Annotated in this window: 16 protein-coding genes; 12 read left to right on the top strand and 4 right to left on the bottom strand. The window is 70.9% G+C overall.

Annotated elements, in window-relative coordinates:
- Nucleotides 1-73: 73 nt before the first annotated feature.
- From ACW4TU_RS08310 to ACW4TU_RS08320, 3 genes are all read right to left on the bottom strand, one after another.
- On the bottom strand, nt 74-1,207 hold the full coding sequence (locus ACW4TU_RS08310; RefSeq protein WP_457429980.1) for an MFS transporter: 1,134 nt from the start codon (nt 1,205-1,207) through the stop codon (nt 74-76).
- A gap of 248 nt (nt 1,208-1,455) precedes the next feature.
- A complete protein-coding gene (locus ACW4TU_RS08315) occupies nt 1,456-1,779 on the bottom strand; it encodes a hypothetical protein (protein WP_457426162.1) in 324 nt (107 codons plus the stop codon).
- A 226-nt stretch (nt 1,780-2,005) separates the two neighbouring features.
- On the bottom strand, nt 2,006-3,409 hold the full coding sequence (locus ACW4TU_RS08320; RefSeq protein ID WP_457426164.1) for an ATP-binding protein: 1,404 nt from the start codon (nt 3,407-3,409) through the stop codon (nt 2,006-2,008).
- Between the two features lie 407 nt (nt 3,410-3,816).
- Here ACW4TU_RS08320 and ACW4TU_RS08325 point away from each other — a divergent pair, with 407 nt between their 5' ends.
- From ACW4TU_RS08325 to ACW4TU_RS08380, 12 genes are all read left to right on the top strand, one after another.
- Nucleotides 3,817-4,692, top strand: a complete 876-nt coding sequence (locus ACW4TU_RS08325) for a helix-turn-helix domain-containing protein (RefSeq protein ID WP_457426166.1) — start codon at nt 3,817-3,819, stop codon at nt 4,690-4,692.
- Between the two features lies 1 nt (nt 4,693).
- Nucleotides 4,694-4,984 (top strand): DUF397 domain-containing protein, encoded by a 291-nt coding sequence (locus ACW4TU_RS08330; RefSeq protein WP_457426168.1) that lies wholly within the window; start codon nt 4,694-4,696, stop codon nt 4,982-4,984.
- Nucleotides 4,985-5,051: 67 nt separating this feature from the next.
- Nucleotides 5,052-5,867 (top strand): SAM-dependent methyltransferase, encoded by an 816-nt coding sequence (locus tag ACW4TU_RS08335; RefSeq protein ID WP_457426170.1) that lies wholly within the window; start codon nt 5,052-5,054, stop codon nt 5,865-5,867.
- A gap of 493 nt (nt 5,868-6,360) precedes the next feature.
- A complete protein-coding gene (locus ACW4TU_RS08340) occupies nt 6,361-7,374 on the top strand; it encodes a substrate-binding domain-containing protein (RefSeq protein ID WP_457426172.1) in 1,014 nt (337 codons plus the stop codon).
- A 293-nt stretch (nt 7,375-7,667) separates the two neighbouring features.
- Complete coding sequence (locus tag ACW4TU_RS08345) at nt 7,668-10,082, top strand: sensor histidine kinase (RefSeq protein ID WP_457426174.1); 2,415 nt, start codon at nt 7,668-7,670, stop codon at nt 10,080-10,082.
- Nucleotides 10,083-10,096: 14 nt separating this feature from the next.
- Complete coding sequence (locus ACW4TU_RS08350) at nt 10,097-10,522, top strand: roadblock/LC7 domain-containing protein (protein ID WP_006377390.1); 426 nt, start codon at nt 10,097-10,099, stop codon at nt 10,520-10,522.
- A gap of 1 nt (nt 10,523) precedes the next feature.
- Nucleotides 10,524-10,880: a DUF742 domain-containing protein gene (locus ACW4TU_RS08355; protein WP_457426177.1), complete on the top strand. Its 357-nt coding sequence runs from the start codon at nt 10,524-10,526 to the stop codon at nt 10,878-10,880.
- The gene (locus tag ACW4TU_RS08360; protein ID WP_457426179.1) at nt 10,867-11,472 is read left to right on the top strand and encodes a GTP-binding protein; all 606 of its coding nucleotides are present in this window, start codon (nt 10,867-10,869) and stop codon (nt 11,470-11,472) included. The genes ACW4TU_RS08355 and ACW4TU_RS08360 overlap by 14 nt, the downstream gene beginning before the upstream one ends.
- 109 nt (nt 11,473-11,581) lie before the next feature.
- On the top strand, nt 11,582-12,421 hold the full coding sequence (locus ACW4TU_RS08365) for a dolichyl-phosphate beta-glucosyltransferase (RefSeq protein WP_457426181.1): 840 nt from the start codon (nt 11,582-11,584) through the stop codon (nt 12,419-12,421).
- Nucleotides 12,418-14,586, top strand: a complete 2,169-nt coding sequence (locus ACW4TU_RS08370; protein WP_457426183.1) for an ArnT family glycosyltransferase — start codon at nt 12,418-12,420, stop codon at nt 14,584-14,586. The genes ACW4TU_RS08365 and ACW4TU_RS08370 overlap by 4 nt, the downstream gene beginning before the upstream one ends.
- 195 nt (nt 14,587-14,781) lie before the next feature.
- Nucleotides 14,782-15,990, top strand: coding sequence for a hypothetical protein (locus ACW4TU_RS08375; protein ID WP_457426185.1), 1,209 nt, complete (start codon nt 14,782-14,784; stop codon nt 15,988-15,990).
- Nucleotides 15,987-16,229 (top strand): hypothetical protein, encoded by a 243-nt coding sequence (locus ACW4TU_RS08380; RefSeq protein ID WP_457426187.1) that lies wholly within the window; start codon nt 15,987-15,989, stop codon nt 16,227-16,229. Before ACW4TU_RS08375 ends, ACW4TU_RS08380 begins: the two co-directional genes overlap by 4 nt.
- Before the next feature lie 352 nt (nt 16,230-16,581).
- Here the strand turns inward: ACW4TU_RS08380 and ACW4TU_RS08385 are convergent, their stop codons facing one another.
- Nucleotides 16,582-19,056: an ATP-binding protein gene (locus tag ACW4TU_RS08385; protein ID WP_457426189.1), complete on the bottom strand. Its 2,475-nt coding sequence runs from the start codon at nt 19,054-19,056 to the stop codon at nt 16,582-16,584.
- Nucleotides 19,057-19,186 lie beyond the last annotated feature (130 nt).

The following is a 19,186-nucleotide window of genomic DNA, read 5'->3' on the forward strand; positions in this document are numbered from 1 at the left end:
TTCGCTGGAGGTGAGGTGATCGACAGCGGTCGTTCAGTGGGGGCGCTCAACAGACGGCGGTCAATAAAGGGCGTCAATGGGTCCGGGTCGCGCGGATCAGCCAGAGCGTGGCCGCCAGGCACAGCGCCGACACCCCGCACAGCAGCAGCGGCACGGCCCGTACGCCGGACCACTCGATGGCCTTGCCGAGCGCCGGTCCCGCGGCCACTCCCCCGGCCATCGACGCGGCGATGACCACGGCACCGGCTCTGCGCGCCCGCGGGGCGGCCCGGTGCAGCCAGGGCAGCCCGGTGGGGAAGATCGGCGCGATGAAGAGGCCGACGCCCGCGTAGGCGTAGGGGGCGAGGGCGGGTACGGCGGCCAGCAGCAGGCAGACGGTCATACCGGCGCAGGACACCGCGATGATCGTCTGCGGCGAGAAGCGCAGGGCGAGCGGCGCGACCAGGAATCGGCCCACGGTCATCATCAGCCAGTAGACGGAGGTGGCCGTGGCGGCGCCCGCGGCCCCGTATCCGACCGTCTCCAGGTGTGTCGGCTCCCAGCCGCCGACGCCGGCCTCGATGCCCACGTGCAGGACATAGAGAGTGACGAAGACGCCGAGCACGGAACCCAGGCTGCGGGCGAGCACCTGCCCGCCGGGGCTGCCGGAGGTGTCGGACCCGGGCGCGGGGGCCGGCTGCGGCACGTGGTCCCGTACGCCTCGAAGGCACAGCAGCAGGGGCAGGTTGGCGAGGGAGAAGGCGAGGAAAACGGCCGGATAGTGCTCGGCGCCGACCGCGCCGATCAGCGCCGGGCCGAGGATCGCGCCGACGCCGAAGTGGGCGTTGAGGATGTTCAGCATCGCCGTCGAACGGTTGCCGAAGCCGACCGCGAAGAGCTGGTTGAGGCCGTAGTCGATACCGCCGAAGCCCAGCCCCGCGACCAGGGCGGCGGCCAGCGCGACGGGCCAGTCCGGCGCCAGCGCGAAGCCCGCGGCACCGGTTGCCATCAGGAGGTACGAGCTGCCGAGGACGCGCCGGTTGCCGATCCGCACGTACAGCCGGTCGAAGAGGAGCACCCCGACGACCCCGCCGGCGAAGTGGGCGCTCAGCCCCAGGCCCGCGGCCGACGGAGACAGCCCGAACTCGTCGCGGAAGGCCGGGATCGACGGACCGTACAGGGCCTGGATGACCCCGATCAGCACGAAGCCGACACAGGAGGCGACCACGGCGACGGGGCTGAAGACCGGAACGTCCGGGGGCGTGGGACGCGTCGAGACGGCCTGCTGCTCGGTGACCGCCGGTCGTCCGATGGGTTGATCGGTCACGTGGACTCCCGTCGCCTGTGGTCGAGAACGCGGCTGACCCCGGTCCTCGCTCCGGTGCGGGGACGGCACAAATGTTACCGGTAACATTTGTGCCGTCAAGATCCCCCGAGGCCTTTCGCCCCGGGGGATTCACAGAGGAGTCGGCGGGATCAGCCGCCCGCGCCGGGCGACCAGCTCGGAACGCCGCCGGCCAGTCGGCAGGCGAGGACGTACAGCGGTATCGGCGGGGTGTACGGGGAGTCGCCCTCGGGGCTGTGGATCAGCCGGGGCCGGGCGGACGGGGACGCCGGCCGGGTGCGGGTCCAGGACGGGTCGGCCAGTTGGGCACCGATCACGTAACGGGTGCTCGGCGGCCAGGTGACGCCGAGGTGGGAGCCGGACGGGACGATCCACCACCAGCGCCGGTCGTCGGCGAAGACACAGCCGACGCGGGGCAGGGAGTCCATGATCCGCTGCCCGAGCTCACGGGGCATGCCCACGGCGTCACAGCCGAGGCCGGTGGCCAGCCGGGTGGGAAGGACGAGGTGGCCGGGGCGGCCGAGGTGCTCGTGCGGGGGCCTGGTCGAGGGGGGTGCGTGGAGCGGCGGGGGCGTGAAGCGGGGGGCGGACTGGAGGGGGCGAGGTACATGGGGAGTGTGGGACGGGTGGGGGGTGTGGGACGGGTGCGTGCCCGGGCCCTGCGGGATGGGCGGGCGCGGGTCAGGAGCGGGAGTACGGGGGGTGCGGTGCTGACATTCCATACGGTCCATGGGAGGCGATTCCTTCGGCCGAGTGGGGGACGGGCCGGGTGCGGTGCGGGGCCGACGGGTGCCAGGAGGCGGGTACGGCGGCCTGTACAGCGTGTGGGGCGGGTGGAGTCGGGGGGAGGGTGGGTCCGGGTGCGGGGGTGAGGGCGGCGGCAGGAGTCGGAGCGAGGGCGGCGGCGCTTGCCGACGGAAGAGCGGGGGCGGACTCAGCGACGAGCCCGGCGGCAGGCGTTGGAGGAACGGGCGCGAGAGCGGCGGCGGGCGCCGGGGCGAGGGTGGCGGCGCTCGCTGGCGGAAGAGCGGGTGCGGGGGCAGCGGTGAGCGCGTCGGCAGGAGTCGGGGGAATGGAGGGCGCGAGAGCGGCGGCGGGCGCCGGGGCGAGAGCGGCAGCGCTCGCTGGCGGAAGAGCGGGTGCGGGGGCAGCGGCGAGCCCGGCGGCAGGCGTTGGAGGAACGGGCGCGAGAGCGGCGGCGGGCGCCGGAGCGAGAGCGGCAGCGCCTGCCGGCGGAAGAGCGGGGGCGGACTCAGCGACGAGCCCGGCGGCAGGAGTCGGGGGAATGGAGGGCACGAGAGCGGCGGCAGGCGCAGGGGCGAGAGCGGCAGCGCCTGCCGGCGGAAGAGCGGGGGCGGACTCAGCGACGAGCCCGGCGGCAGGAGTCGGGGGAATGGAGGGCACGAGAGCGGCGGTAGGTCCAGGGGTGAGCGCGGCGCACGCCGGCGGAAGAGCGGGTGCGGCGGCAGGAGTTGAGGGAATGGGGGGTGCGAGCGCGGCGGCGGGAGTCGGGGGTAGGGCGGGTGCGGGTTTGGCCGGTGCCGGCGCGGGCTCGGCGGTGGGGACGTTCTCGGCGGGAGCCGGCGCCTGCACCTCGGCAGGAACCGTCACCGCGACCGGATCCAGCGATGTGACCTGCGGCGATGCCGTGATCCGGGTCGGTTCCGTGACCGGCGTCGCCGGTGGGGCCGCTTCCACCGACTCGGCCTGCTCTGTGCGGAGTTCGGCCCAGACGACGCGCCCGGAGCCGTGCGGGGCGTCACGGACACCCCAGTCGCTGCTCAGCATGCCGACCAGCAGGAGTCCGCGTCCGCACTGTTCGTCGGGGCCGGGCCTGCGCTGGGCCGGCAGGGTCCCGCCGCGGTTCTCGTCCTCGACCTCGATGTGCAGCCGCCCGGCGGAGAGGCGCAGCCGGCAGACGATCCGCTCGCTGGCGGTGTGCGTGAGGGCGTTGGTGACGAGCTCGGAGGTCACCAGAAGGGCGTTGTCGGAGGTGTCGGGGTCGACCCCCCAGGTGTCGAGCAGCTCGCGCACCTTCCGGCGGGCCGCGCCCACGGAGGCGGGAGTCGCGGGCAGACCGAACATGTCCGACTGCGGAGAGTGACCAAAATGGTCCGGGTGATCGGGGTGGGCCGCGCGGCCGGCAGGCCGGCCGCTGGGCATTCGGCCGAGTGGCTGGGGGAGGGAGGGCGGAGCCATCGCCGTTCGCCTTTCGTTGCCTGCGCACCCTGGCCGGTGCGACACCGCCCCGAATGTGATCCGCGAGCAGGTCAACCCGCATCAAAACAGCACAGGTTGCAGCCCTTTCTCCCCCAACTGGGCCGTTCAGTCTCGTCGTTCACCGTTTCCGGGAAGGTAAGAACACTGTGACACCTGACAACAACGGCTCGCAACCAGCAAGTTGAAATTTGCAATTTGTGAGGTGCATGCTGCTCCCGTCGGAAGATGATCGTGACAGACTGCAACCCTGAGCCCGGTGTGAGGGGGTAGGTGTGACCGCGGAGACCGACTGGGGCGGTGCCCCCTCCGTCCTGCGCATGATCCTCGGCAGACAGCTGGAGGAACTGCGGACGCGCGCCGGTCTCACGTTCGAGGACGCGGGTGCGGCGATCGGTGTCAGCCACTCCACGATCCGCAGGATGGAAGCGGCCAAGGTGGCCCGGCTGCGCCTGCCGGACGTCGAGAAACTGCTGCAGACGTACGGGGTGACGGACCAGCAGGAGATCGACACGTTCCTGAAGTCGGTCCGCGAGGCCAACAAGCGCGGCTGGTGGCACAACTACCGGGACGTTCTGCCCGACTGGTTCGCCGCGTATCTGAGCCTGGAACAGGCGGCGTTGCAGATCCGCGCGTACGAGGCGCAGTTCGTGCCGGGTCTGTTCCAGACTGCGGACTACGCGCGTGCCCTGCTGGGCGCCGGCAATCCGCACGCCTCGTCGGAGGCGACGGACCGCCGGGTGGCACTGCGCCTGCGCCGCCAGGAACTGCTGACCCGCGCGGCGCCGCCACGGGTGTGGATCGTGATGGACGAGACCGTGCTGCGGTGGCCGGTCGGCGGTCCGGAGGTGATGCGCGCGCAGATCGACCATCTGATCGCGATGAACGCGCTGCCCCATGTGACCTTGCAGATCATGCCGTTCGGCAACGGCCCGCATCCCGCGATGCGCGCCGGAGCGTTCCATCTCTTCCGGTTCAGGGCACCCGAGTTGCCGGACATCGTCTATCTGAGCGGTCTGGTCGGCGCGGTGTATCTCGACAAGGGCGACGACGTCGTCGTCTATCGCGAGGCTCTGGACCGGTTGGGCGCGCAGTCGGCGCCCGCCAGAAAGACCGAGGCCCTCCTCGGTGCGATTCGCAAGGAGCTCTGACATGCACCACCCCACACACCCCCATCACACGCACGCCCACCCGAACCACTCCGGCCACTCCCACCCCGTACGCAACGGCATGCCGGCGCGGGAGCTCGGTTCCCGGGGCTGGTCCAAGCCGTGGAGCGACGACGCGGGCGGCGCCTGCGTCGAAGTGATGAAGCTCGCCGACGGCCGGGTCGCCGTCCGCCAGTCGACCGATCCCGACAGCCCTGCCCTGGTCTTCACCCCGCACGAGATGACGAGTTTCCTGGCCGGCGTCAAGGCGGGTGTCGCAGACTTCCTGCTCTGAACTGCCTTGTTTCTACTGCGACTTGATCGACCTGACTCAGCCTTACGACCTGAATGGGAGGGGCGGCGTGCCAGAAAACGGATGGCCGGCCGACCGAATCGACACGGAGAACGCGCACTCCGCGCGGATCTACGACTACATCCTCGGCGGTAAGGACTACTACCCCGCCGACAAGGAAGCGGGCGACGCCATGTCGCACGAGTGGCCCGCCCTGCCGATCCATATGAAGGCCAACCGCGACTGGATGAACCGGGCGGTCGCCTACCTGGCCGAGGAAGCGGGCATCCGCCAGTTCCTCGACATAGGCACCGGCATCCCCACCTCCCCCAACCTGCACGAGATCGCGCAGTCGGTGGCCCCCGAGTCCCGGGTGGTGTACGTCGACAACGACCCGATCGTCCTCACCCTCTCCCAGGGCCTGCTGTCCAGCACACCGGAGGGCCGGACGGCGTACATCGAGGCCGACTTCCAGCACCCGGAGGCCATTCTCGACTCCCCCGACTTCCGCGAGACCCTCGACCTGACCAAGCCGGTCGCTCTCACGGTGATCGCCATCGTCCACTTCGTCCTGGACGAGGACGACGCGGTGGGCATCGTCCGCCGGCTCCTCGACCCCCTCCCCTCGGGCAGCTACCTGGCGATGTCCATCGGCACCGCCGAGTTCGCCCCGGAGGAGGTGGGCCGGGTCGCCCGCGAGTACAAGGCCCGCAACATGCCGATGCGCCTGCGCACGTTCCCGGAGGCGCAGGACTTCTTCGAGGGCCTCGACCTGGTCGAGCCGGGCATCGTCCAGGTCCACAAGTGGCACCCGGACGCCACGAGCGGCGAGGGGATCAGGGACGAGGACATCGCCATGTACGGGGCGGTGGCCCGGAAGCCGTAGAGGCGGCGGTCCGGTGACCGCGTCACGGTCGCGGGCACTCCCGCCGCGGTCCGATGTCCCCGTACGCCCGTTCGCCCTGGCACACCGCCGGGGTGGACGGGCTGTTCACACCCGTCGCCTGTGTGCGGGTGTCGCCTCCGGTGTGTACGACGCGCCGGCGAACACCGGGGCACGAAAGGGAACCGGAGGTCCCATTTCCCCTTCCCCTCCCCCTCCACACGGGCGATGCTTCTGACATCACCCAGGACCGATCGAGGAGGACCACACGCGTCGGCACACCCCGTACGGCTCGTTGACCCCGGTTCCAACTAGTTGCTCACTTGACTACGAGGCGTCACATCCGATTGGCTCCGCCCCAGCGAAAGTCGGACAGTAAGTGCACGTCACCCGACGATCGCGCAGATTTCGTCGTACCCACATCCCCCTTGTCCCGTTCCCCCTCCTGTCCCAGGCCCCGCTCCTCCTCGGCCGCGCAACGAGGTGCCGCACTTCCATGAACACACCCCCCGCCTTTCCCCGTTCCCCACGATCCACCCATGTCACTGTCGTCGTCGCCGGTATGGCCGCCGTCTGTCTTCTCGCGGCCGGCTGCTCGGGCTCCGGTTCCGACGGGTCGGACGCCGGCCAGGCCGCCGCCGGCACCGCCCGGCTCAAGGTCGTCCTGATCACCCACGGAGCCAAGGGCGACGTCTTCTGGGAGCGGGTGCGCAAAGGCGCGCAGGCAGCCGCGGCCAAGGACGGCATCGAGCTGACGTACGCGAGTGACCCCGATGCCGCCGCCCAGGCCGGTCTGGTGCGCGACGCCGTCAAGGACAAGGTCGACGGGATCGCCGTGACCCTCGCCAAGCCCGACGCGATGAAGAGCGCGGTCGCGCAGGCGAAGGCGGCGGGCATACCCGTGGTCGGTCTCAACTCGGGGATCGACGCCTGGCGTTCGACGGGCCTGCTGGAGTTCTTCGGCCAGGACGAGAGCACCGCCGGCCGGGCGCTCGGCGACAAACTGGACGCGCTCAAGGTCAAGCACACCCTCTGCGTCATCCACGAACAGGGGAACGTCGCTCTGGAGGCCCGCTGTGCCGGTGTGAAGAAGACGTTCACCGGCGAGACCGAGAACCTCTACGTGAACGGCACCGACCTGGACGCGGTGACCGCTGTCGTCGCGGCCCGGCTGACCCAGGACTCGAGCATCGACGAAGTGGTCACGCTGGGCGCGCAGTTCGCGCTCTCGGCGGTGAAGTCGGTGGACCAGGCGAACAGCAAGGCGAAGATCGCCACCTTCGACCTCGACAACGACATCGTGGGCGCCATCAAGAGCGGTGATGTGCAGTTCGCCGTGGACCAGCAGCCGTACCTGCAGGGCTACCTCGCCGTCGACTCGCTCTGGCTGTACAGGTCCAACGGCAACTTCAGCGGCGGCGGATCGGCTCCCGTGCTCACCGGGCCGGCCTTCGTCACCAAGCAGAACATCGCCGACGTCGCCCGGTTCGCGGCCGACGGCACCCGCTGAGCGTCACCCGTCCCCGCCTCCCGTCCCACCACGGCCCCCTTCCCAGATGATCCTCGGACTTTCCGCAGACGTTCCGTATCGCCTGCCGGCTCGCTCCCGAGTCTCCCCGCGCGGCAACCGTCGTACAACGGCTGCACCAAGCTTTGGGGGCTCACGGTGCGTACGCTCACTTGTACGGATAGCATCCTGCGGACCCACGCGTGTTCCGCTCCCCGTTCCGTTTCCGCTGTCATCCACCGCCTGTCACATGCCACTTGTCACTCCCGCCCACCGCTGATCGCCCTAGGACGACGATGCCTCCACGCAAAGGTGCCCGGCGCCGTCTCGGCTCCATACGTCTCTCGCTGATCCTGCTCGCGCTGGTCCCCAGCGTCACGCTCGCCGCGATGTGGGGTGTGACGACGATCCAGATGTTCTCGGAGGGCCAGCGGCTGCGGGACCAGACGGAACTCAGCAGGGCGACCGGTGCCATGGGCACCGACGCCACACTCGCGCTGCAGAGGGAACGCACCCTGTCCGCCACGTGGCTGGCCACACCCAGGGGTGACCGCAGCGCCCTGGACGAGCAGCGCAAGGTGACGGACGCGGCGGTCGCGAAACTGGTCGGCCAGACGAAGGCCATCCAGGAGGCCCCCGACCGTATCGGGGAACGGATGTACTCGGTCATCGCGGCGACGGGCAGCCTGGAGTACTACCGCGGTCAGGTCGACCGTCTCACCGACATCTCCCCCCAGCAGGTGCTGGACCAGTACTCGTCGATGATCGGCAACCAGATCCACTCGTTCCAGGAGCTCTCCCAGGTCGACGACGGCGACCTCACCTCACAGGCCGGTCCGCTGGTCTCACTGGAGCAGGCGGCCGAACTGGTCGCCCAGGAGGACTCGCAGCTCATGCTGGCCTGGCCCTCGGGGCATTTCGACCAGAACGAGTGGGAGTCGTACGTCCGGCTGGTGAGCGCCCGGCGCTGGGTCGTCGAGGACCAGCTGATCCAGTCCCTGAGCGGCACGGCGAAGACCCACACCGAGGCGATCCTCCAGGGGCCCGCCTGGCGGACCCTGACCTCCATCGAGGACCAGGTGCTCGCCTCGGGCACGCCCGGCGGCGGCGCCGCGCGGAAGATCACCCTGCCCAACAGGCAGAAGCAGTGGTCCGAGGCGATGGACGAACTGAGCGTCCAGTACGGCTCGCTCATCCATGACGAGACCCAGGGGCTGCTCAGCCGCAGCGACGACGAGGCACGGTCGCTGCTGATCAAGGCCGCTTCGCTGAGCGCCGGCGGACTCGGCGGGCTGCTGCTGTGCATCGTCCTGTCCTGGCGCATCACCCGGTCCCTGTCCCGCCGGCTGCGCGGGCTGCGCGTGGCCACCCTGGGCCTGGCCGAGGAGCGACTGCCGGACGTCGTGGCGCGGCTCAACCGGGGCGAGAAGGTCGACGTCGAGTCGGCCACCCCGCCGCTGGACTACGGCCACGACGAACTCGGCCAGGTGGCACACGCGTTCAACGCCGCCCAGCGCACCGCCGTGCACACCGCGGTCGAACTCGCCGACACCCGGCGCGGCTTCCAGAAGGTCATCCTGGGCATCGCCCGGCAGAGCCAGAACCTGGTCAACCTCCAGCTCACCAAGCTGGACGCGCTGGAACGCGCCCACCAGGACCCCGAGATCCTCAAAGGTCTGTACGAACTGGACTCCACGGCCAGCCAGTTGCGCCGCTACGAGGAGAACCTCGTCATCATCAGCGGTGAGCGGCCCGGCCGCAGCTGGACCGAGCCGGTCGCGCTGATCGACATCCTGCGCAGCGCCGTCGGTGAGGTCGCCGAGTACCAGCGGGTCGAGGTGCAGACCGAGGAGGATGTGTACCTGGCGCCGCCCGCGGTGGCCGACGTCATCCATCTGCTGGCCGAGCTGATCGACAACGCGACCGCCTACTCCCCCGCGCCCAGCCCGGTGGGCGTACGGGCCTCGATGGTCGCCAAGGGGCTGGTCATCGAGGTCGAGGACCGCGGGCTCGGCATGTCCGAGGAGGACTACGCGTCCTTCAACGAGCACCTGTCCAAGGCCCCGCAGTTCGACGTGGTGGCGCTCGCCGACGACCTGCGGCTCGGCATGTTCGTGATCGCGCGCCTCGCCGTCCGGCACGGCATCCAGGTCACGCTGCGCTCCTCGCCGTACGGCGGTACGACGGCGATCGTACTGATCCCGCACGATGTCGTCGTACGGGAACTCACCTCGCCGGACACGGACTCCTCGTTCGCGAAGTCGGCGTCCGCCGAGCTGCCCGGCCCGGTCGCCGCGCAGCGCCAGGCCCACGAGCGCGTCCGGGAGCCGCAGCCCGCCGTGGCCCGCGTACGGACCGCCGACGCCGGTTCCGCTCCCCGGCAGGCCGCCCTCGTCGGCGCGGACCGGGGCGCCGGCCCCGGCAAGGGCGGGCTCACCCCGCTGCCGCGCCGGGTGCCGCAGACCAGTCTGGCCGCCGAACTGCTGGAGGACACCGGACCCGACGACACGTCCGAGGACGCGCCCGACGAGTTCTCGGCGGAGCGCGCGGCCTCCTCGCTCTCCGGTTTCCAGCGCGGAACCCTCCAGGCCCGTGACGACGACGCCGAAGAGCAGTACGACCAAGGGAAGGACAACACGCCTCGGGAACCCGCCGCACCGCTCCCCGCCGCAGGCACTCCGGTCACCTCGACTCCGCCCGCAGACCGCTGATGAAGGACAGAGAAATGACACGCCCCACCCCCGCCACGCACACCGAGCTCGACCAGTTGCTCACCGGACTCGTGGACCGGGTAGCCGAGGTCAACCACGCCGTCGTGCTGTCCGAGGACGGACTGGTCGTCAGCAGATCCACGGCGTTCCTGCGTGACGACGCCGAGCGGCTCGCGGCGACCGCGTCCGGGCTGATGAGCCTCAGCAAGGGTGTCAGCATGGACTTCCGGGGCGGCCCGGTACGCCAGGCGCTGATCGAGATGCGCAACGGCTACCTGATCCTCACCGCGGCCGGCCCGGGCGCCCACCTCGCGGTGCTGACCAGCCAGGGCGCGGACGTCGGCGTGGTGGCGTACCAGATGAACATGCTGGTGAAGAAGATCGGCGAGCACCTCAGCGCGGCGCCGCGTGCCGGGGTCGTCGGCGCGGCCGGCGAGTGAGGTGAACGGAAGCGACGCGGCCGGCCGTCTCGTACGGCCGTTCACGCTCACCGGCGGGCGGACCCGGCCCAGCCGCGCCGACTTCACACTGATCACGTCGGTGACGGCGGTGGAGCCGCAGCCCGACGGGGGCAGACGACCGCAGCCCGAGCACGCCCGGATCCTGCGGCTGTGCGCACGGCCCGTGGTGGTGGCGGAGCTCGCGGCCCATCTGGACCTCCCGGTGAGCGTGGTCGTCATCATGCTGTGCGACCTGCTGGAGGCCGGCCGGATCACCGCCCAGTCCCCGCGTCAGATCTCGCGCACCACGGACATGGACCTGCTCCAGAAAGTGAGGGACGGACTTGGCCGGCTCTAGCCTGACCGTGAACGGGACCTCGGCGCCCGACACCGTCAAGATCCTCATCGCCGGCGGCTTCGGCGTCGGCAAGACGACGTTGGTCGGTTCGGTCAGCGAGATCGTGCCCCTGCGCACCGAGGAACCGCTCACCGCGGCCGGCCTCGGTATCGACGACCTCGACGGCATCGAGGAGAAGAGGGCCACCACCGTGGCCCTCGACTTCGGCCGCATCACCCTCAGCCGGGAACTGATCCTGTACCTCTTCGGTACGCCGGGTCAGCAGCGGTTCTGGTTCATGTGGAACGACCTGGCGATCGGCGCGCTGGGGGCCGTGGTCCTCATCGACGTACGCCGGCCGGAGTCCAGCTTCGCGGCGATCGACTTCTTCGAACGCCGGGACATCCCGTTCGTCGTCGGGGTGAACGGCTTCCACGGGGAACATCCGTACGAGCCGGACGAGATCCGGGAGTCGCTGGCACTGCCGGAGCACACGCCGGTCCTGCTGTGCGACGCGCGGGACCGGGAGTCGTGCCGGGACGTGCTCATAGCCCTGATCGACCGGTTGATAGCGTCGGCGGCCTCGGGCGGCGGAAGCGCGCACACGGCCTGATATCACGTGTCAGTGCGACTCTGTGGGCAGGCTGTGAGTTCGCTGATTCTCATTCGTCGCTCAGAGTCGCCTCAGGGTCGCCCCAGATACGGCCCCGATCGTCACTGGCATGAACGAAACGAACGCGAGGGGCGTCCGGCAGCGTTCGGTCGAGATCGTGGTGCCGGTGTACAACGAGGCGCACGTACTCGCCGACAGCGTCGGCCGTCTCCACGCCTACCTCGAAGCCTCCTTCCCGTTCCCGTTCCGGATCACGGTCGCGGACAACGCCAGCACTGACGCCACCTGGCAGGCGGCGACCGAGCTGACCCTCCGCCTCCCCCATGTCCACGCCGTCCATCTGGACGCCAAGGGCCGGGGCCGCGCCCTGAAGCACGTGTGGAGCCGCTCGCCGGCCGACGTGGTCGCCTACATGGACGTCGACCTGTCCACCGGCCTCGCGGGTTTCCTCCCGTTGGTGGCCCCCCTGCTCTCCGGCCACAGCGACGTGGCCATCGGCAGCCGGCTGCACCGCCAGTCAGACGTGGTGCGCGGCCCGAAACGCGAGTTCATCTCGCGCTCGTACAACGCCCTGCTGAGGCTCGGCCTCGCGGCCCGATTCTCGGACGCCCAGTGCGGTTTCAAGGCGGTCCGCACCGATGTCTTCCGGGCCCTCGCCCCGCACATCGAGGACAACGCCTGGTTCTTCGACACCGAGTTGCTGGTCCTGGCCCAGCGCAACCGCCTGCGCATCCACGAAGTACCGGTCGACTGGGTCGACGACCCCGACAGCCGGGTCGACATCGTCCGCACCGCCCTGGACGACCTCAGGGGCGTACGCCGGATGCTGCGCGCCGGTCTCACCGGACGCTCCCGGATCGCCGTACCGCACCGCGTGCCCGTACAGAGCCCGATCGGCGCACCTCAGCACATCAGCAGCCCCGCCCCCAGCTTGGAGTACGCGTCATGACGACCCTCGCCCCGCCGCCGACCCGCGACAGCGCACCGAACCACAGTCACCGGGCCGAACCCCCGGCCTCCGACGGCGGCCTCGCGGGCCGCGCCCGGCGCCTGTTCACCGGCGCCCCGGAGGACCCACGCTGGACCCGCCCGACCCTGTGGGGCATCCTCCTCCTGGCCACGGCGCTCTACGCCTGGAACCTCTCCTCGATCACCGGCAACACCTTCTACGACGCCGCCGTGTACAGCGGTACGAAGAGCTGGAAGGCGTTCTTCTTCGGCGCGTTGGACTCGGGCAGCTTCATCACCGTCGACAAACCCCCCTTCGCCCTCTGGGTGATGGGCCTGTCGGCCCGTGTGTTCGGTTACGGCACCTGGCAGTTGATGCTGCCGATGGTCGCGGTGGGCACCGGCTCGGTCGCGCTGCTGCACCGCATGGTGAAGCGGGACTTCGGCCCGGTGGCGGCGACGATCGCGGCCCTCGCGCTCACCCTGACGCCCATCACGGTGGCGATCACCCGGGACACCAACCCGGACCCGATCCTGGTCTTCCTGATGCTGCTGGGCGCGGCGGCCCTGATGAAGGCCGTGCGCACCGGACGGCTGATGCCGCTGGTGTGGTCGGCGGTCGCGATCGGCTTCGCGTTCAACACCAAGATGATGCAGGCGTACGTCGTCCTGCCGGTGTTCTTCCTGGTCTACCTCTGGGCGGCGAACGCGGGCCTGGGCAAGCGGATCCGCAACCTGGCCGTGGCCACCGTGGCGCTGATCGTCTCCTCCGCCTGGTGGATGGTGGTCGTCGACCTGATCCCGGCCTCCTCCCGCCCCTACATCGGCGGTTCGACCGACAACACGGTCTGGGACCTGGTCATCGGCTACAACGGCTTCGGGCGGATCTTCGGAGCGAGTTCGTCGGTGGGCTCGCAGGGCAACGGCGCGAGTTTCGGCGGCAGTTCGGGCATCTACCGGATGTTCAACGAGATCATGGGCGGCCAGATCTCCTGGCTGATCCCGTTCGCCCTGATCGCCCTGGTCGCGGGCCTCGTCCTGCGCGGCCGGGCTCCCCGTACGGACGCCAAGCGGGCGTCGCTGATGCTGTGGGGCGGCTGGTTCGTCCTGCACTACCTGACCTTCGCCCTCGCCGAGGGCACCTTCCACCCGTACTACGTCACGGCCATGGCCCCGGGCATCGCGGCCCTGGCGGGCGCCGGCGGCGTCATGCTGTACCGCGCCTTCCGTGAGGGTTCCGCCGTCAAGTGGGCGTGGGTTCTGCCGGTGGCGGTCGCGGCCAGCGCGGTCTGGGCTGTCGTCCTGCTCCAGCGGGTCTCGGGCTCCGGCACGCTGTACACGGTCGCGGAGATCGTGGTGGCCGTGGCGGGCACGGTCTCGGTCATCGGCCTGCTGACCGGCCGGTTCATGAAGCGGCAGCGCCTGCTGGGCATCGCGGCCCTGGCGGCGGTCGTCGCCCTCCTGGCGGGCCCGGCGGCCTACTCCGTCTCGGCGGCCACCAGCTCCACCAACGGCACGAACCCGACGGCCGGCCCCAGCACGGGCGGCGGAATGGGCGGAGGCATGGGTGGCGGCGGCGGTGCTCCGCAGGGCTCCACGGGTACGAGTGGCAGCACCGGCACGAGCAACAGCGGCGGCCAGTCCATGGGGCAGCCCCCGTCGGGCAACTCCTCGTCCTCCAGCGGGAGTTCGTCGGACACGACGGGCGAGTCGGGCACGCGTCCGAGCGGTGACGGCGGAGGCACCGGTGGCGGGATGGGCGGCGGCACCCAGGTGTCGTCCGACATGATCACGTACCTCAAGAAGCACCAGGACGGGGCGACCTGGCTGCTGGCGGTGTCCACCGACCAGACGGCGTCCTCGATCATCCTGGAGTCGGGCCAGCCGGTCATCTCCATGGGCGGGTGGTCGGGCAGCGACAACGCCATGACCCTGGCCAAGCTCAAGAGCCTCGTGAAGTCGGGGAAGCTGCACTACATCATCGTGAGCAGCGACACCGGCCAGGGCACCGACTCGGAGATCACCACCTGGGTGAAGGCACACGGCACGGCGGTCGACTCCTCGGCGTACAGCTCCGGTTCGACCACCACCACCTCCACGTCCACATCCACATCCACATCCACCAGCAGCGGTCTCTACCGCCTGGACGCATCCGACGTCAGCTGACCGACCCTTCCTCACCACTCCGCACACGGGCGGGCCGCCGGACATCCTCCGGCGGCCCGCCCGTGCCTTAGTCCCTGTCCTCGTCCCTGTGCAAGGTTTCGGCAAGGCCACGGCAAGCCTTCCGCCCCGACGCCGGGGCACGCACCCCCGTACCGAGCGTTCCCGCTCACCAGGAACACAACAACGGGGGTACTGATGGACGGTGCACGACAATGGCTGACGCTGCCGGGCTGCAAGCGGGTCCTGGCCGTCGTACACACACAGGTGTACGGACAGCGGCTGCGCGACGCGCTGTCGCTGCTGGAGTCCGATCTGCGGATCCAGGTCGATTTCACCATCGCACCGCACGCCTTCAACGCGGGCGCGACCCGCTCCGTACCCGCGGAGCACGACAGCCTGCTGCCCTGGGAGGCCGCTCTCGACGGCAGGTTCGACCTGATACTGGCCGCCGGCTCGCAGGGAGTCGAGCGGCTTCGCGGCCCGCTGTTGCGGCTGCCGCACGGCGCCGGGCACATGAAGCTCTCGCGGCCCGCCGACGACCGGGACCCGGAAGCGCCGCGGACCGTCGGCGGTCTGGGCAGGCGGTATCTGGTAAGGGACGGGAGGCTGGTGCCCAGGGCGCTGGCGGTCGCGCACCGGGACGACCTGGTCACGCTTCGGCGGGAGTGCCCGGAGGCGCTGCCCGTCACCGAGGTGGTCGGTGACGCCACGCACGACCGGATCGCGGCGAGCATGCCGTTGCGCGCCCGTCACCGTGCCGCGCTGGGGCTGCGCGGTGACCAGAAGCTGCTGGTGGTCTCCTCGACCTGGGGAGCCGGGTCCTCCTTCAACCGCCTGGACGCGCTTTTGCCCAGGCTCCTCGCGGAACTGCCGTCCGACGAGTACCGGGTGGCCGTGCTGGTGCACCCCAACGTCTGGTCGGGGCACGGTTCCTGGCAGGTGCGGTCCTGGCTGTCGGCGGCCAGGCGGCACGGGATCGTCGTCGTCCCGCCGGAGTCGGACTGGCGTGCGCTGCTCGTCGCGGCGGACTGGGTGATCGGCGACCACGGTTCCGTGACGCTGTACGCCACCCTCACCCACGCGCCCATCATCCTGGCCCGCTTCCCGGAGGCGGACGTCGATCCCGCGTCGCCGGGCGCCGAACTCGCCCGCGTGGCACCGGCGTTGTCGCCGGCCCACGCGCTGCCCGAGCAACTCGCCTACGCCCGGGCCGCCTATCCGGCCATGGCGTACGCCCGCATCGCGCGGCGCATCTCCTCGGAGCCGGGACGGTTCGGGCACAACACCCGCAAGCTGATGTACCGGCTGCTGGGGCTCGGTGAACCCGCCTTCGAACCCCTGTTACCGCCGCTGCCGCTGCCCCGCCGGCTGTGGGGCGGACGGCGGGGCCGGCGGTCGGCGTGAGCGACCTCGTGGTCGTCTGTCTCGACGACACCGGAGAGAACTGGCGCGAGTGCGCCGACGTGCTCTTCAGCACCCGGCCGCGCCCGTCCGTCGACACGTGGCTGCTGGCCGGCCTCGTACTGTGGCGCTACCCGGGCTGCCTGTTGGTGCTGCTCGCGGGGGCGGACGGGGCGCCCGTCGTCCGCCTGCGCTCCGGAGTCACGGTATGTGCCGCAACCGACGCGCGTCTGCTTCACTGACCGACTCGAAGCGGGCCGGGGGCTGCGTGTACCGGCCCCCGGCCCGCTCGAAGTCCCCGCGCAAAAACCGGCGGCGGCCTTCCAGCCCGGACACCCGCCGGAGTCGCCACACCCGGTACGCCGTCCGACGCGAGTCGGCCACACCGACCGACTCGCAACCGGGAGCACCCAGCCCGGCCCCGGCCTCCCTCAGCAGCCCCACACCCCAACACCCGCCGGAGTCACCGCACCCGCCACAATCGGTACGCCAGTCGACGCGCATCGGCACGCTGACCGACTCGCAACAAGCCGGGAACCGCCCAACCCAGCCCCGGCCGCCTCACCAACCCCGCACGCCCGACACCCGCCAAGGTCACCGCACCCGCCCCAAACGCTCCGCCAGCCGACGCGCGTCAGCCTCACTCACCGACTCGTAGCGGGCCAGGGACTGGGCATACCAGTCGCCGGCCCGCTCGAAGTCCCCTCGTTCCTCGGCTCCTTCGCCGAGCATCTCCAGTGTGCGTGCCTGCCAGTGGACCGAGCCCGTTGCCTCGAACTCGGTGACGGCCTGGCGGAGTTGACTTTCCGCGAGGTCGTGCCGGGTGCCGTCGCTGCGGGCGTGCGCGCGTCCGAGGAACGCCAGGGCGCGGGCCGCGTCGTAGGGGTCGTTCTCGGCGAGGAGTTCGGCGCGGGCGCGGGTGAGATGGGGTAGTGCCTCGTCGGGCCGGTCGGCCGCCAGTGCCGTGTCGCCGAGGCAGATGCGGGTCAGGGCGGCACCCCGCCGGTAGCCGATCTCCTCCCGCAGAGCCAGGTCCCGGGTGAAGTACTCGCGCGCCAGGTCCAGTTGGCCGGCCAGCCGCTGGGTCTGTCCGAGTCCGTGCAGCGCCTGGGCCTCGTTGCGCCGGGCGGCCATCAACTCCGTTGGCCGGTCGGCCTCTTGCGGGGCGAGCCCCGCCACGTCCTCGCGCGCCGCGTCCAGCGCCCGGCCGAACCAGGTCAGGGCCTCCTCGTAACGGCCCACGTTGCGCAGACCCGCGCCGCCCGAGGTGAGCATGCGGCTGATCCCGGCCCGGTCCTGGGCCCGGCGGGCTGCGGCGAGGCCGGTCTCATGGGCCTCGATCCACAGGTCGTAGGGGCGCAGCCGCAGGAACAACGGCCAGAGCGCGTCGGCGAGTTGCCAGGTGGCGGCGTTCCAGCCCCGCGTCGCCGCGGTCCGCAGCACGGTCATCAGTCTGGCGCGTTCCGCGTCGAGCCAGCGCAGCGCGCCCTGGGCGTCGGTGAAGGGCGGCGCGGCGGGTGGCTCGGCGTAGTCACGCCGCAGAGTGCGGTGGCTCGGGGTGAGCAGGGCCTCGGCGGCCGTGGCGGCGGCAAGATGGAAGTCCACGACGCGTCGCACGGCCCGTTCGCCGTCCTCGATCGTCTCCTCCTCGAAAGCGCGTTCCCGCGCATGAGCGCGGATCAGGTCGTGGAAGCGGTAGCGGTCGAGGCCGGTGCGCGGGTCCGGCCCGAGGTCCTCAAGGAGGTGCACCTCGACCAGTTCGTCGAGCATCCGGTCCACTCCCCCCGTCTCGACACCGCATACCGCCGCGGCCACCGCAGGAGTGAGTACGGGAACCGGGGCGAGGCTCAAGTACCGGTATACGCATGCCAGTTGGGGTTCCAGGACACGGTACGACTCCTGCAGCGCAGCACGTACGGCGGACTCTCCTCCCATGCGCAGCGCCTCCAGCGGGCCTGCTCCCTCGCCGCTGCTCAGCGCCCGCGCCAGCACCGCCAGTGCCTGCCGGGGCCGGGACGCGGCGCGCGCTCCGGCCACGCACACGGCCAGGGGCAGCCCCGCGCAGGCCTCGGCCATGGCCAGTGCCGCTTCCGGTTCCTGTCGCACCCGGTCGGCGCCCACCCGATGGCTGAGCAGTTCCATGGAGTCGCCGGTTCTCAGCACGTCCAGCGAAACGAAGGCCGCGCCCTCCAGGCCGAGGCCGGTCAGCCGGTTGCGGCTGGTCACGACGGTGAGGGCCACCGTCGATCCGGGCAGCAGGGGGCGCACCTGGGCGGCGCTGAGCGCGTTGTCGAGCAGCAGGGCGATGCGCGCGTCGGCGCTGACCGACCGCCACAGCGCCGCCTGTTCGTTCAGTTCGGCGGGGATGCGTTCATGACCGAAGGAGCGCAGCAGTTCCGTGAGGAGGTCGCCGGGGCGCGCGGGACCTTCGGCGGAGTGCCCGCGCAGATCGGCGTACAGCTGCCCGTCCGGGAAGGAGTCCGCGCGGCCCAGCAGCCAGCGGCAGGCCAGCGCCGTCTTGCCGATGCCGGCCGGTCCGCTGATGACGGCGATCGTGGAGCCGTCGGCCGAGGAGCTCGCCAGCCGGTCCAGCTCAGCCCGTTCGGCGTGCCGGTTGATGAAGCGCCCCGGAGCGGGCGGGATTTGACGCGGCACGGCCGGTGCCCTGACCGCCGACGGATCGAGTACGGGGTGGATGTGGACGCCGCCCGCGATGTCGCGGGCCTGAACCACGGGTCCGACGACGCGGGCGGAGGTTCCGATGGTGTTCGCGACCTGATGACGGGCGTCGACAGCCACCTCGGCGGCCAGGACGTCGGCGTACCAGCGCTGCAACTCCCCGGCGAACTCGGCCCTGCGCACCGCCTCGCCGGCGAGTAGTTCGGCGAGTGCCCGGACGCTGTCGTCCGTGCCTGCTCCGCCACCCTGCTCGATCCAGGCTCTTACGGACTCGGTGATCGCGGGCGTCTGGAGGGTGCGCACGAGGTGGGCGAGTGCCTGGTGGGCCCGTGGCCGCCGGGCGGCCAGTGTCAGGGCCGTGTGCAATTCCTCGGCCGTCACGTGCTGCATGCGCCGCTTCCCCCAGGTCCCCCGATGCCCGACGTCTCACGTCCTACCCGACCGCCGACCACATCAGACCGAACGAGTTTCTGGCGAGTTCACATTGGTCAGAATTGAGCCAATAAATATTTCAAGTTGT

Source organism: Streptomyces kryoterrae, from assembly GCF_054072135.1.

Coding starts and splice junctions, on each gene's coding strand:
- ACW4TU_RS08315 (WP_457426162.1), bottom strand. CDS start 1,779: ATGCCCCGTGAGCTCGGGCAGCGGATCATGGACTCCCTGCCCCGCGTC.
- ACW4TU_RS08320 (WP_457426164.1), bottom strand. CDS start 3,409: ATGTTCGGTCTGCCCGCGACTCCCGCCTCCGTGGGCGCGGCCCGCCGG.
- ACW4TU_RS08330 (WP_457426168.1), top strand. CDS start 4,694: ATGCACCACCCCACACACCCCCATCACACGCACGCCCACCCGAACCAC.
- ACW4TU_RS08340 (WP_457426172.1), top strand. CDS start 6,361: ATGAACACACCCCCCGCCTTTCCCCGTTCCCCACGATCCACCCATGTC.
- ACW4TU_RS08345 (WP_457426174.1), top strand. CDS start 7,668: ATGCCTCCACGCAAAGGTGCCCGGCGCCGTCTCGGCTCCATACGTCTC.
- ACW4TU_RS08350 (WP_006377390.1), top strand. CDS start 10,097: ATGACACGCCCCACCCCCGCCACGCACACCGAGCTCGACCAGTTGCTC.
- ACW4TU_RS08365 (WP_457426181.1), top strand. CDS start 11,582: ATGAACGAAACGAACGCGAGGGGCGTCCGGCAGCGTTCGGTCGAGATC.
- ACW4TU_RS08370 (WP_457426183.1), top strand. CDS start 12,418: ATGACGACCCTCGCCCCGCCGCCGACCCGCGACAGCGCACCGAACCAC.
- ACW4TU_RS08375 (WP_457426185.1), top strand. CDS start 14,782: ATGGACGGTGCACGACAATGGCTGACGCTGCCGGGCTGCAAGCGGGTC.
- ACW4TU_RS08385 (WP_457426189.1), bottom strand. CDS start 19,056: ATGCAGCACGTGACGGCCGAGGAATTGCACACGGCCCTGACACTGGCC.